Source organism: Metabacillus endolithicus (assembly GCF_023078335.1).
Lineage (GTDB): Bacteria > Bacillota > Bacilli > Bacillales > Bacillaceae > Metabacillus > Metabacillus endolithicus.
Genome location: NZ_CP095550.1, coordinates 235251 through 248244, shown reverse-complemented (window position 1 = coordinate 248244; position 12994 = coordinate 235251). Strand labels below are relative to the sequence as shown.

Annotated in this window: 15 protein-coding genes and 1 pseudogene; 15 read left to right on the top strand and 1 reads right to left on the bottom strand. The window is 32.6% G+C overall.

What is annotated here, in order from left to right:
- Nucleotides 1-91 precede the first annotated feature (91 nt).
- The 7 genes from MVE64_RS01295 (at nt 92) to MVE64_RS01265 (ending at nt 6668) form a co-directional block, all read left to right on the top strand.
- Nucleotides 92-898, top strand: a complete 807-nt coding sequence (locus MVE64_RS01295) for a methyltransferase domain-containing protein (RefSeq protein WP_247343003.1) — start codon at nt 92-94, stop codon at nt 896-898.
- A gap of 323 nt (nt 899-1221) precedes the next feature.
- Nucleotides 1222-1779, top strand: coding sequence for an NUDIX hydrolase (locus MVE64_RS01290; RefSeq protein WP_247343001.1), 558 nt, complete (start codon nt 1222-1224; stop codon nt 1777-1779).
- 155 nt (nt 1780-1934) lie between these two features.
- Nucleotides 1935-2453: a DinB family protein gene (locus MVE64_RS01285; RefSeq protein WP_247346914.1), complete on the top strand. Its 519-nt coding sequence runs from the start codon at nt 1935-1937 to the stop codon at nt 2451-2453.
- 421 nt (nt 2454-2874) lie between these two features.
- Entirely contained in the window at nt 2875-3471 is a 597-nt protein-coding gene (locus MVE64_RS01280) for a TetR/AcrR family transcriptional regulator (RefSeq protein ID WP_247342998.1), read from the top strand.
- A 33-nt stretch (nt 3472-3504) separates the two neighbouring features.
- Complete coding sequence (locus MVE64_RS01275) at nt 3505-4743, top strand: MFS transporter (RefSeq protein WP_247342996.1); 1239 nt, start codon at nt 3505-3507, stop codon at nt 4741-4743.
- A 231-nt stretch (nt 4744-4974) separates the two neighbouring features.
- Nucleotides 4975-5433 carry a RidA family protein gene (locus tag MVE64_RS01270; protein ID WP_247342993.1) on the top strand — a complete coding sequence of 153 codons (459 nt, stop codon included), beginning with the start codon at nt 4975-4977 and terminating at the stop codon, nt 5431-5433.
- A gap of 434 nt (nt 5434-5867) precedes the next feature.
- On the top strand, nt 5868-6668 hold the full coding sequence (locus MVE64_RS01265) for an aminoglycoside phosphotransferase family protein (protein WP_247342991.1): 801 nt from the start codon (nt 5868-5870) through the stop codon (nt 6666-6668).
- Nucleotides 6669-6749: 81 nt separating this feature from the next.
- Here the strand turns inward: MVE64_RS01265 and MVE64_RS01260 are convergent.
- A pseudogene (locus MVE64_RS01260) lies at nt 6750-6920 on the bottom strand (methyl-accepting chemotaxis protein); the annotation flags it as partial.
- A gap of 250 nt (nt 6921-7170) precedes the next feature.
- On the opposite strand from MVE64_RS01260, the gene MVE64_RS01255 reads away from it, so the two are divergent.
- From MVE64_RS01255 to MVE64_RS01230, 8 genes are all read left to right on the top strand, one after another.
- The gene (locus MVE64_RS01255; RefSeq protein ID WP_247342988.1) at nt 7171-7512 is read left to right on the top strand and encodes a VOC family protein; all 342 of its coding nucleotides are present in this window, start codon (nt 7171-7173) and stop codon (nt 7510-7512) included.
- A gap of 256 nt (nt 7513-7768) precedes the next feature.
- Nucleotides 7769-8128, top strand: coding sequence for a response regulator (locus MVE64_RS28275; RefSeq protein WP_486639703.1), 360 nt, complete (start codon nt 7769-7771; stop codon nt 8126-8128).
- Nucleotides 8095-8472: a winged helix-turn-helix domain-containing protein gene (locus tag MVE64_RS28270; protein ID WP_486639702.1), complete on the top strand. Its 378-nt coding sequence runs from the start codon at nt 8095-8097 to the stop codon at nt 8470-8472. The genes MVE64_RS28275 and MVE64_RS28270 overlap by 34 nt, the downstream gene beginning before the upstream one ends.
- Before the next feature lie 2 nt (nt 8473-8474).
- The gene (locus MVE64_RS01245) at nt 8475-9452 is read left to right on the top strand and encodes a sensor histidine kinase (RefSeq protein WP_247342985.1); all 978 of its coding nucleotides are present in this window, start codon (nt 8475-8477) and stop codon (nt 9450-9452) included.
- Nucleotides 9427-9534, top strand: coding sequence for a hypothetical protein (locus MVE64_RS28040; RefSeq protein ID WP_425593978.1), 108 nt, complete (start codon nt 9427-9429; stop codon nt 9532-9534). The genes MVE64_RS01245 and MVE64_RS28040 overlap by 26 nt, the downstream gene beginning before the upstream one ends.
- Nucleotides 9535-9616: 82 nt before the next feature.
- Entirely contained in the window at nt 9617-10495 is an 879-nt protein-coding gene (locus MVE64_RS01240; protein WP_247342982.1) for an ABC transporter ATP-binding protein, read from the top strand.
- Nucleotides 10488-12068, top strand: a complete 1581-nt coding sequence (locus MVE64_RS01235; RefSeq protein ID WP_247342980.1) for an ABC transporter permease — start codon at nt 10488-10490, stop codon at nt 12066-12068. The genes MVE64_RS01240 and MVE64_RS01235 overlap by 8 nt, the downstream gene beginning before the upstream one ends.
- Before the next feature lie 273 nt (nt 12069-12341).
- Entirely contained in the window at nt 12342-12938 is a 597-nt protein-coding gene (locus MVE64_RS01230; RefSeq protein WP_247342978.1) for an NAD(P)H-dependent oxidoreductase, read from the top strand.
- Nucleotides 12939-12994: the final 56 nt, after the last annotated feature.

Sequence of the window (12994 nt, the reverse complement as noted above, 5' to 3'; positions counted from 1 at the left end):
ATAAAAAAAAGTATAAGAGGACATGAGGAAGTTTGGTGATAAGTCAACATGTATTTTTCATGATCTCGGCAAAAGTATTGGAGGCTTTGTTATGTTAAATGAAGTAGCAAAAGAAAGAGCGACATTAAAAGAATCAGATATTGTTGATGCTCGAACATTAAAGACTTCACATAAAAGGTTGGCGGAAATATTACAACCTGGAATGACTGTACTCGATGTTGGGTGTGGAACAGGAGCTATTACTTCTGGAATCACAGAAATGGTAGGTCCAAATGGACGTGTAATCGGAATCGATAACAATCTAGAATTAATTGAAAAGGCCCGTCAAAAATACAAAAATATTCCAGGACTAACCTTTGAAATTGCTGATGTTTATAATCTTCCATATCATAGTGAGTTTGATATAGTTACTTCCGCAAGAGTTCTTCAATGGCTTGAAAATCCACAAACTGCTTTACATCAAATGGTTAAATCCACCAAACACAATGGCCAAGTTTTAGTGCTTGATTATAATCATACAAAAATATCTTGGGAACCAGAGATTCCAGTAACTATGCAAAGCTTTTACGATACGTTTTTACAATGGCGTTCTAGTGCAGGTATGGATAATGAAATAGCTGACCATCTTTCAAAGATGTTTAAAGAGTTTGAGCTTACAAATATTAAAGTTACTGATCAAAGTGAAATGACAAAACGTTCAGATAACGACTTTCAAACATATATTACTATCTTGGCTGGAGTTGCTTCATCTAAAGGAAAACAAATGGTGAACGATGGAACTATCACTGAAAGTCAACGAGTAAGAGCTGAAGGTGATTTTAGGAAGTGGATAAAAGAATGTGCAAAATCTCAAACTATGTATTTATTAGCTGTAGAAGGAACTAAAAAAAGTGATTGAATGTGTAAAACTTTCGGGTGTTAGTCATCACCAAAAGTAATGAAACGCGTTTGGATGAGCGCGTTTTTTTCGTATTTACATGTATCTGATAGAAGATGGTAAAATAAGTATATAATAAATGTTAGGGGGAGAGGTAAATTCTTATGAAAATATGAGGTTCATAACTTTATATATAGTTATAGGATTAGGATTATCTTTACTTTTATCATACAATTTTGACACAGCTCCACTCGTTTATTGGGGATTTGCCTTGGCTATTTAACAGTCTATTATGGAACAAAAATCAAAAGAAAGTTAAAGAAATAAAGGATTAGAGGTTAAGTATGAACAAATGGAAAACATTAAAATCAGAGTATATACATAAAAGTACTTTCGGAAATATTAGAAAGGATCATTGTAAATTGCCGAATGGTATAGTTATAGACGATTATTATGTTAACGAATATTCTGATTGGGTAAATGCGGTTGTCATAACTAAAGAAAATAAAATTGTGTTGGTTGAACAATATCGAAATGCAGGTGAAGGGTTTTTCTTGGAAGTTCCTGCTGGGAAAAGGGAAGGTAATGAAACACACGAAGAAGGACTAATTAGAGAAGTTAAAGAAGAAACAGGTTACACCTCATTAAGTAAACCGATCTTGCTAGGTGAATTTATGGTTAATCCAGCAACGCAAAATAACGTGGTAAAGACTTATTTAATACAAGATGCATTTAAAAGGTATGATCAATACTTAGATGATACTGAAGATATAAAAGTGAAGTTATATGAATTTGATCGTTTCGGTGACTATATACTAACGAATAAAATAAAAACACAATTATTTACTGTTAATGCTTATTTATTGGCAAAAAATTTCATCTTAGAAAAACAACAGCAGTAGGATATCGATACAAGTAATACATTCCTCAACAAGCGAAGTGCTCTTGAAGAATACGCTAATTTAAATAATTTAGATCTTCCAAACAGGGATATATTTTGAAATAAAGAGTGCCTTAAGAATTGTTAGTTGAATTAAAAAGGATTGGAGGAAGAGTGATGTTTTATGATTTACAAGGTAATACAGATATGACACCAATCGTGGGAATGTTATTTTCAGCTGTAAAAGAAAATAGTCAACGGCTACAAAATATAACTAATGGCATGTCACAAGAAGAATTAGATTACATGGGACCAAATGATAAATTTAACAGTACAGCTCAGTTGATAAAACATATTATGTATGTTGATCTTAATTGGGTTTATAGAATAAAAGGAAAACCACTTCCTTCTTCTTTAGAAAAACAATTTGGTCCAATGATAGATGAAAATGATAGGCTTCCGATGATCAAAGGAAAATCTTTGGACAAACTAATGAATGACTATAAAGAAGTGTTATATATGTTGAAAGATATATGTAAACAATTAACAGATGATGATTTAGATTTGATTGTTTCTTTTGGACATGAGAATGAAAAGAAAGCAACCATTCGATGGGGACTTTGGCATATGGCTGATCATAATCGCTATCATCAAGCTCATATCAATCAACTAAGAACATGGTATAAAAAAGAATAAGTCTGATTTCATTGATTATTTGTTTATCTTCGAACAAAGCGCTATTTTTGAATAAGGATAGTTGCTTTTTTTTATTTACAAGGACCGTTTGTGGAACAACAACCAGTTGGATTGATACACGAGCTGAAGAACGAACTTGCAAGGAGAGCTTATTATAAAGCATATTGATGCAGTGCTTAAATTAGATCAATAGCCTAAATAATAAGATAAACCGAAGTATAAAGTTCTTGCAGTTTTTTTAAAAGATTGACATCTTGAAAACTTAGTAATGCTTACTATCTTATCATTCAACACAGACTATAAAAAAGAAATATATTTAAATGATGTTTACAAAAATTTCCTATTGAAGTATTATAAAAGTACCATCAATGATTGATCAATCAATCATTAATGGTACTTTTATAAATGGAGTGAATTTATCTTGGACAATAAGATGAATAAAAGAACATTAGAAATGAAAAAGATGCATGTCCTTCAAGCAGCTACTGAATTGTTTAGTGTAAAAAGTTATGAATCAACAACAATGTCTGATATTTCTAAAAAAGCGGATGTGAGTTTTGGAAGTGTGGCCTCTTATTTTGGTAATAAGGAGTCATTATTTGCAATCTGTATTGAACAGCCTTTAGGTGAATTTGTTACTCGTTTTTTGGACTTTAATTTAAGTCCAGATTCATTTGTTGACGAATTAGAAAAAATGATAAAAGGGCATATTATTTTATTTTCTAAAATGAAAGTATACCTGAGATTAATAGTTCAAGTTATTGCACAGCATGAACGTTTTCCTAATGAATTTAATGTGGTTGTTCAACATACAAGATTAATTCAAAATGGAATAGCAAAATTTATCCGAAAAGGACAAGAGCTTGGAAAACTTATGGATGGAGATAGTGAAAAATTGTCTGTAGCATATGTGAACTTTCTTTTCGGTACAGTACTTTCTTATGCATTTAATCCAAGTCAAGAAGAGCAGGATGAATTCATCTTAATTGCAATAAGGATGTTTGGGCCAATAATATAGAGGTTTATAAATGGAATTGGAGGATTTTATATTGTGTATTCTTCATTTAGTAATGTAATTAAATTACGAATTATTCTACTATTTATATCTGTCTTTTTTAATGCCATGGTCATGCCTTATATTGTGGTCTATTTTGTTGAACGTGTTGGAATTAATTTAGCTTCTATGATGGTATTCGGTGTAGGCCTAGCTGGAATACTTGGTGGTCTTTTAGGCGGAAGATATGGAGACAAATATGGAAGGAAAAGATTGATTCTAATAGGAGAAATAGGTTCTGGTACAGGTTTTTTAATAGCATGTTCTACTAGTTTCTTTAACGAGTTTCTTAGTTTTATCATTTTTGTAAGTTTTCTTTTCATTTACTTTTTTTCTGGCTTATCCAATCCCGCATATAGTGCACTTATTATTGACGAAACAACAACAGAAAATCGAAAGGCAGTTTATGTCATTTTATTATGGGTTTCAAATTTGGCCTTTGCCTTAGGTAGTATATTAGGTGGTTTTTTCTTTTACAAATTTTCTGCTTTATTGTTCTTCCTCGTTGGATGTAGTTCGTTTTTGTCATGTTTTTGTATAGCATTCTGGGTCAAAGATCGTTATACAAGGTCAAAGCAAGTTTCACTACATAATAACCCCTCTACTAATGAGCCTTTGAGTGTTAATAAACTAGATGTCTACAAACAAATTTTAAAATCACCTGCTTTTATATCAATTGTTACGTTATCAATGTTACTATCGTTGATGAATAATCAATTATCTTATTATTTAAGTGTCTATTATGTAAATTTATTCGATTCAACAGGTTACACATTATTAGGTTTTTTAAGAAGTGAAAATACATTAATGACAGTTCTTTTAACTTTTTTTATCACTAATATATTGAAAAAAGTCTATGAATTTAAAACACTTTCAATTGGTATTTGCTTGTTCTTTGTAGGATATATTGCACTTAGTATTGGTCAGAATCACTCTATTCTATATATTGCTATGGCAGTTATGACGGTAGGACAAATCATTTATTCACCTGTAATTCAAACGGTTACTGCAGAAGTAATTCCCTATGATCATAGAAGTACATATTTAAGTATTTTAGATGTTGTCGGACATATAGGTGGAATTTGTGCGTTTTTATTTGTTCCATTAATGAATTATGTACAGCCTATAAATATAACGGTTATATATGTGTTGTTTGGTGTAATATCATTAACCATTATTTATCGTTTAAAACACATTCGTTCAAAAGTGAATACAGCTATTAGTTCTGTATCTTAATACCCTCCTTATTAATCCGATGTACAGAAATTAAATTACTACAATATAAGCTCGTTTCTGAGATGAACTGCGCCTATTTCAGTTATTAGGTCAGATTGGAGAAGATAATATAAAACATAATAAGTTACAAAAAAAGGTATAAAAAGTTTTGAAAATGAGTTTTCTTCTTATGTCTATGTTAAAATGGGGTTTATAAATTGGATATTTGTACCAATAGAATAGGGGATTATAATGACAGAAATAGCTGCTTCAAAAACACTTGAGAGCCTGGGGATTAATTTGCCTGACGCTAGTAATCCTAAAGCAAAATATTCTAACTTCGTTATAGTAAACGAATTAATGTTTGTATCTGGAAAAGGGCCTACTGGTAATCCGAAAGGAAAGTTAGGTAAGGATTTTACAACAGTGGAAGGATATGAATATGCACGTAATACTGGAATTGAAATCCTTGCTGTATTAAAACAGGCTTTAGGATCTTTAGATAAAGTTAAAAGAGTAGTAAAGATTCAAGGATTTGTTAATGCAACGCCTGAGTTCGAAGAGCATCATAAAGTACTAAATGGTTGCTCTGAATTAATGTTACAAGTATTCGGAGAAAAGGGTAATCATGCTCGTTCGGTTTTAGGTGCAGTTTCTGTTAGAGACAATCTACCGATTATCATTGATTCCATTTTTGAAATAGAGGAATAGGATTTATAAGTTTAAGGTGATAGAGATACTAACTATCACCTTTTGTTTATTGGTTAAGTAAGGATAAAGAGAGTACCATAGCCGTTAAAACACAAAGTTAAGAATAGTATGGATTATTCCTAATGTATTTTGTTACTTGGTACTAATTGGATTATCAATGTGGATAGTGGCTAAGAGTAAAGGGTTAAAAGAAATCAACAGCTTATCAATTTATGTTATATTAATGATTTTACTTTTCTTACTGTCCGTATTCAGTAGTTACCGTATTTGGAGATGGATAAAAGAAGGTCAAATGTAAAATGTAAAAAGTTCTAATATTAGGAAATAATTTATGTTCACTAATAGGTACTTAGATCAATAACAATCTTCAACAATATGAAGCGCTATTGTTTAGTATCCAGATAGAAAATTTTGCTTTTGGAGAGGAATAATTTATGAAAATTGGTCAACTCCTTGGAGTAGGAAATACTGCAAGTGTCTATGAATGGGGAAAATCCAAAGTAATAAAGATTTTTCATGACTATAAGAGTGCAATGTATGAAGTAACAAAGGAAGCCAAAAATGCCAAAATAATAAATAAGCTCAATATAAGGGCACCTAGATTTTCTAAGATTATGGAGTATGAGGGAAAGACGTGTCTTATCTATGAAAAGGTGGAAGGTCCCACCATGCTCAATTATATCGAAACAAAGAAATATTCTGTATCTTATTACGCTAAGCTATTAGCACAAATTCACTTTGAGATACATCAGGTTAAGATAGATATTAGCTCAAATTTGAAGACAGAATTATCAAAGAACATTACTAACACTGAGGTAATCACGGAATCAGAGAGAAAAATTGTTCTCAGAATTCTTGAGACATTGCCTGAAGGAAAAGTTCTATGTCATTATGACTTCCACCCTGGAAACATAATACTTTCTCCTAATGGACCTATTATTATCGATTGGCTGAACGCTTTGGTTGGACATCAACTCGCAGATGTTACTAGAACATACATGATGATTAACTCTAATGCATTACCTCCAAATGCCCCTACTTGGTTAATTGAGAGGAAATATCGTGATCTATTTGGTAAAGAGTATCTAGATGAATACTTTAACCTTTCAGGCATTGACCGAATTACTCTTGATGAGTGGCTTGTTCCAATATTCGCATCTCGAATAAGCGAGTTAAAGGGCAAAGATCAGTTGGAAATAATAAATAATCTAAAATCAGCTATAAAGAACCAATAAGTATTCTACCTTATACTACTTGATTTCACTAACGGAAACGTTGTGTTTTTAAGAATGAGGCCGATTTGCAGCTGAAACATTACTTACACTCGATTGTTCTGCAAGCTTTAAGACCTCATCCGCAATTACGGAAAAACCTTTTCCATGTTTTCCTGCTCTTGCTGCTTCAATAGCTGCATATAACGCTAGTAGATTTGTTTGTGCTGCAATTAATGTAATCATAGAAACAATTTCTTCAATTATTTTAGATTTTCTGTAAATATAAAAATAACAAAAGATCTTGTCATAGACTTGTATATTAGTTTTTGAACTGCCTCATAAAGTTCACTTGTTGGAGCATTTGCTACTAGCTTCAAACCATTAGAAGGAAAAGTCTTATAATATGCTTCCCATATTGCTTAAACCTCCCTAATTAATTTATATAAATTAAATCTAAGGAGAGGGATTGGCTAATCTTTATTGAAATAATACTAATAACAATTATTGGGAGGTATAGATAAACATGTTTTCAAATAAAATTGGTGGAGTTTTTATTCCGGTCAGTAATATTGAAACCGCACGAGATTGGTATTGTGATATTTTAGACTTGCCAAAAGATGGAGAAATTTACTTTGGACATATTTTTGTCCTTCCTTTAAATGGGGCAAACATTGTACTTGATAGTAAAATTTATGCTCCTGACCATATTTATAAGGTTCCAGCTTTTCAATTGCAAACCGATGACATCAATAAGTCTTACGAATATTTAAAAGAAAAAAATGTTCATGTAACGACCAATATCGAAAATGGTCATTGGTTCAACTTTAAAGATTTAGATGGAAATCTTATTATGGTCTGTCAATAATGCATTTAACAAAAGGCATTTAGTTGTTAGTGTTCCCTTTTGATCATTTACTTTGGAAGGGAAGGTGTCATCTTCTGCAATTAAAAGCATCTAAAGTGAAATAATTGGAGTTGTCGTTCAGGCAGCTCCTTCTTGTGCTCACGAGAGTGATTGATATAGAAGCATTTTCATATTTTTTACCGTAATTAGGAGATTCTTTTGAGTAGGACCCAAGATAGCTAATGAATAAAGGGAATTAAGGAGGACAGTTAATTGGATGTATAATAGCCATATCTTATTAGTGGATGATGAACAAGGTTTATTAACGATGCTCAAAACGATGTTAAATAAAGAAGGGTTTCATCAAATTCATACTGCAACAACGGGAAGGGATGCAATCAAATTAGTAAAAGAATGCATGTTTCATTTAATTGTACTTGACGTAATGCTTCCTGATATGGATGGGTTTGAATTATGTTTGGAAATTCGGAGATATACAACAATACCCGTTATTTTTTTATCAGCTAAATCAGGTGACTTTGATAAAGTAAAAGGCTTGACCATAGGTGCTGATGATTATATTACTAAGCCATTTAAATTTCTATGGAGGTTGTCGCAAGAATACAAGCGCAATTAAGAAGAGATAGGTTCAGTAAGGAGTTTAAATCATTTTTAGATTTTGAACAGTTCCATATTAATCAAGAAGAAGGGGTCATTTTTGTTAATAATGAGGAGATATCTTGTACAGCAAAAGAATATGAATTACTAATTTTCTTATGTGAGAACCCAAATCGTATTTTCACAGGAAAGGAACTATATGAACGTGTATGGGGACCATATTGTGAAAGTGATGAGAAAACAGTAGTTGTTCATATTTCTCGTTTGCGTAAAAAGCTAGAAGAGAACCCGAAGGAACCAAAAATAATCATTACATTTCGTGGTATTGGTTATAAGTTCATACCACCAGTAAAAGGTAATTAATCATGAAAACAATCATACGAATCTCTTCCATCTTTTTTATTGGAATTATTGTCCTTTTTATTTTAATAGGGATACTTATCTCAGTATTGATAGAGTATTACGTTCCAATTGTTGGATTAGAGAATTATTCAGAGTCCATTGAGATTTGGCTTGTTATTTGTTGTTTTATCATCTTTTGTTTTGTCTTGGGTTGGATTATTTCAAGACCGGTATTTATTATCCAACAGTGGATCAAACAACTAGCAAAAGGAGAGTATGTGCAGCCTGATAATACCCTGCGAAATCCACTGTTTTTCATATTTAAATGCCCCTTTGAAGATATGACCATATTGACAAAAAAACTAGTGGAAAATAAAGAAGAACGTGAAAGAATAGAAAAACAAAAGAAGGAATGGATGTCAGGGGTTTCGCATGACATGAAGACTCCGCTTACCTATATTGTAGGTTATTCGAAGATGTATCTGTCTAAAGACCATGATTGGACAATCGATGAGAAACGTTCATTTGTAAAAGAGATAGAAGGTAAGTCAGAGTATATGAAGACGCTTCTTGACGATTTAAACCTTGCATTTCAAATGGAGCAATACGAGATTGATATGAACATCGAGACAAAGGATATTGTTTCGTTTACAAGAAATGTTCTGGCTGATGCTAGCAAACATCCTCGTATTCAGGAGTGCGTACTTGAACTCGAGGTAGAGGAAGAGTCGATTATTGTCCCCTTTGATGAACAACTATTATATCGCGCATTTCTAAACATCATTACAAACGCACTCATACATAATCCAGTGGGGACAAAAGTAACGGTGCACATCTATTACCATGCAAGCGAAGTGTTTATTGAAATAGAGGATAACGGCAATGGAATGGATGCTCACGTACAGCAACAGCTATTTAATCGATATTATAAAGGAACGACGACAGAAACCAGACAAGAGGGAACTGAAACTTGGTATGGCCATTGCTCGTCAAATAGTTGAAGCGCACGGTGGAAAGATTCAGGTCTATAGTAAAGTCGGGGTTGGAACAGTCATAAAAATTATCCTATCTGTCATTACTTAATCTTTTAATTTTGATTTTGCTTTCTGTTTACTTAGATTTAACTTTCATTTATTAAGATCTTTCTGAAAGGGGTGTCTAATAAATGGAGCTAAAAATATTGGATGTAAGTAAAAGCTATGGAAATTATCGTGTCCTTCGAAATATTAGTATGGAGATATTTCCAGGCATTGTAGGATTACTTGGAGAAAATGGTGCTGGCAAATCGACGCTGATGAAAATTCTTTCTACAATTTCTTGTCCGACTGAGGGAAAGGTTTTATTAAATGGGGTGGATATTAGAAAAAAACCTAACATAATGAGGAATATTCTTGGTTATTTACCTCAAGATTTCGGTGTATATCCTCATCTTAATGCGGTTGAATTTCTATCTTATATAGCAGCAATTAAGGGAATAGACCGAACAACTGCTAAGATGAGAATCTATCAGTTGTTAGAGCTTGTTAATTTATCTGAAGTAAAGAAACGCCCAGTGGGGAATTATTCAGGTGGGATGAAGCAAAGGCTTGGCATTGCACAAGTTTTATTAAACGATCCAAAAATAGTAATTGTGGATGAACCTACAGTAGGACTTGATCCGATAGAAAGGAATCGATTTCGACATTTGCTTTCAGACATATCAGGAGAGAGAATTGTTATTCTTTCGACACATATTGTTTCTGATGTGGAGGCAATTGCAGGGAAAATTGCTGTTATGTCAAAGGGTCAATTACTTAGTTATGCTAAACCAGTTGATTTACTGGAACGAGTTAAAAATTGTGTATGGGAGTCTATAATCTCAGAAGATGAGCTTCAAAAATTCAGAAAAGAATTTACTGTGTGTAATACGGTTAGAACAAATGATGGAATGAATGTAAGATTTATAGCGAAGGAGCCTCCTAATGGTCTTGCTAATTTTGTTGTTCCAACGTTAGAGGATGCATACTTAGCCCTTATTTCAGGTGGAGATAGCAATCATGATTAATAGAGGCATATTTCTACAAATTGTTGTAGCAGATTTCTTAGAACGAGCAAGGACTTACGCCTATTTTATGACACTCTTAGTTACGATTATTGTTTCTTTTCTTTTTATCCCATCGAGTGAAGCGTACTATGGGACAGTGGTAATATCCGGATATCGCGGAATTTATAACTCTGCTTGGATTGGGATATCGATGGCATTATCAGTTAACTCTTTTCTGTCTTTGGTCGGCTTTTATTTAGTGAAAAATACGATTGATCGTGATATTCAATCTAAGGTTGGTCAAATTATTGGAACAAGTCCTTTGAAGAAAAGTAAATATATGTTTGGGAAGTTTATTAGTAATTTACTCCTTCTTTTATCTATTGTTCTTATTTCGTTTTTCATGAGTATCTTTATGCAGTGGATAAGAGGTGAAGAGAACAATATCATAATAGGTGATCTTTTTCTTTCATATTTTATTTTCATTATCCCCGTAATGTTTGTAATAGCAGCGCTCGCATTACTATTTGAAGCGAATAATATATTAAGAGGAAAAGTAGGAAATGGTATCTATTTCTTATTATGGTCCCTTTTCCTACAATATGCATTTACTATTCAAATCGGTCCCGTTCAGGTAAGTAGTCTATTATCTACTGAAATCATCTACAACATGATTACAACTGATTATAAACAACTATTTCCAAATAGTTTGTTAAAGGTAGAGGATGGTATTGTATCATTAGATGGGCCGCTGAAAAGATTTGAATGGAATGGGGTGAATTGGAATATAGGGCTTATTGCAAGTCGGATTCCATGGCTTATTTTGTCAATGCTTTTTATCATCTTTGCTACATGTGTGTTTAAAGGTTTTGATGACGTTAAAGTAACTAGTAAAATCTTATGGAATCGAAGAAAGAAGAAAGAAGTTTCCCCAGCAAATAGTTGGAACAGTATAACCGAATTAACATCAATATCACCAATACAATTCAAGTATAGCTTTTTCCATCATCTTTATGCTGAGATCATACTCCTGCTAAAAGGGCTGTCTATTTGGTGGTATATGATAGCTGGTATTATTATACTTGCATCCATTCTTGCACCAGTATCAGTTAGTAGAGAGTATCTTAGTGTGTTGTCATGGCTATGGCCACTGTTTATTTGGTCCTCAATGGGAGTAAGAGAGGCAAGATATTATACCTCTAACATTATCTTTTCAAGTCCATTTCCTGTTAGTAGGCAAATTACTCTCACATGGTTAGCGGGTGTATTCATTGCTATAGGAACGGGTATTGGCTATGCTATTAAATTGGTTATTATTGGGGATGTAACGGGACTATTTGCTTGGCTTATTGGTTGTCTTTATATTCCATCATTAGCGTTTAGTCTTGGAATATGGACAAAAACAAATAAAAGTTTTGAACTCATTTATTTAAGCATTGTATTTATAGGGATATTTAATAATATACGCGTATTTGATTTTTTAGGAATTACGGAGGGTACGTCGAAGAGCGTAATTCCAATAGTGTATCTGTTTATTACAATTATGCTCTTAATAAGCACATTTTATGGAAGGTATCTCCAAACTAAATCATAAAGTATAAGAATATTGTAATTCTTGTACTATGTGGAGTGCGGTTGAGCATTTTGTATAGTGACCGGCCGATTATTAGTTCTGATCTTTTCTATGAACATCTCCTATATGAATCCTTAACGAAATGAAAGCGTATTTTGTTAGTATTTTCTTTAGTTCTAAAAGTAGTAGATACAGATGAGTTTATTGACACAAGTTTCAGACATTTGTTTGATTGTAAAAACCTTCTATGCCAATAAGTAAGTAACCTATCGTTTAGAAAAGAGGGATAAACATATGTATGCTTCAATAATTTTGGCTCATCCAAGTCAAGACAGTTTTAATAATGCTATTGCACAAACAGTTTTAGAATGTTTACAGAAGGAAAACTTTATTATATACTTTCATGATTTGTATAAGGAGGGATTTGATCCAGTCTTAAAATCAGAAGAAATCCCAAAAGATTCGCTTCAAAGTAAAATAGTAGAGAACTATTGTTCAGAACTTGCTTTGTCTGACTTTATTTTTATTATCCATCCCAATTGGTGGGGGCAACCCCCAGCTATATTAAAAGGATGGATAGATAAGGTACTTAGACCTGGTATAGCATATGAATTTCAAGAAGGGGATAATGGTGAAGGAGTTCCAACGGGTTTATTAAAAGCTAAGTATGGTATTGTTTTTAATACATCAAATACGCCTGAGTCAAGAGAAATGAATATTTTTGGGGATCCATTAGAAAAACTTTGGAAAGACTGCATTTTTAATTTTTGTGGTGTAAGCAACTTCCATCGAAAAATGTTTGGAATTGTTGTAAAAAGCACACCAAAGCAAAGAGAAGATTGGTTAGAAGAAGTAAAGGAAACTGTGAATAAAATAATGATAGAAAAGTAATCTTGATGTCGTGATACAAAGCTATTTCTGTAACTAGGTTGGTGCAATTTTAGGTT

Coding starts and splice junctions, on each gene's coding strand:
- MVE64_RS01295 (WP_247343003.1), top strand. CDS start 92: ATGTTAAATGAAGTAGCAAAAGAAAGAGCGACATTAAAAGAATCAGAT.
- MVE64_RS01290 (WP_247343001.1), top strand. CDS start 1,222: ATGAACAAATGGAAAACATTAAAATCAGAGTATATACATAAAAGTACT.
- MVE64_RS01285 (WP_247346914.1), top strand. CDS start 1,935: ATGTTTTATGATTTACAAGGTAATACAGATATGACACCAATCGTGGGA.
- MVE64_RS01270 (WP_247342993.1), top strand. CDS start 4,975: ATGACAGAAATAGCTGCTTCAAAAACACTTGAGAGCCTGGGGATTAAT.
- MVE64_RS01265 (WP_247342991.1), top strand. CDS start 5,868: ATGAAAATTGGTCAACTCCTTGGAGTAGGAAATACTGCAAGTGTCTAT.
- MVE64_RS01255 (WP_247342988.1), top strand. CDS start 7,171: ATGTTTTCAAATAAAATTGGTGGAGTTTTTATTCCGGTCAGTAATATT.
- MVE64_RS28275 (WP_486639703.1), top strand. CDS start 7,769: ATGTATAATAGCCATATCTTATTAGTGGATGATGAACAAGGTTTATTA.
- MVE64_RS28270 (WP_486639702.1), top strand. CDS start 8,095: ATGGAGGTTGTCGCAAGAATACAAGCGCAATTAAGAAGAGATAGGTTC.
- MVE64_RS01245 (WP_247342985.1), top strand. CDS start 8,475: ATGAAAACAATCATACGAATCTCTTCCATCTTTTTTATTGGAATTATT.
- MVE64_RS28040 (WP_425593978.1), top strand. CDS start 9,427: ATGGCCATTGCTCGTCAAATAGTTGAAGCGCACGGTGGAAAGATTCAG.
- MVE64_RS01240 (WP_247342982.1), top strand. CDS start 9,617: ATGGAGCTAAAAATATTGGATGTAAGTAAAAGCTATGGAAATTATCGT.
- MVE64_RS01235 (WP_247342980.1), top strand. CDS start 10,488: ATGATTAATAGAGGCATATTTCTACAAATTGTTGTAGCAGATTTCTTA.
- MVE64_RS01230 (WP_247342978.1), top strand. CDS start 12,342: ATGTATGCTTCAATAATTTTGGCTCATCCAAGTCAAGACAGTTTTAAT.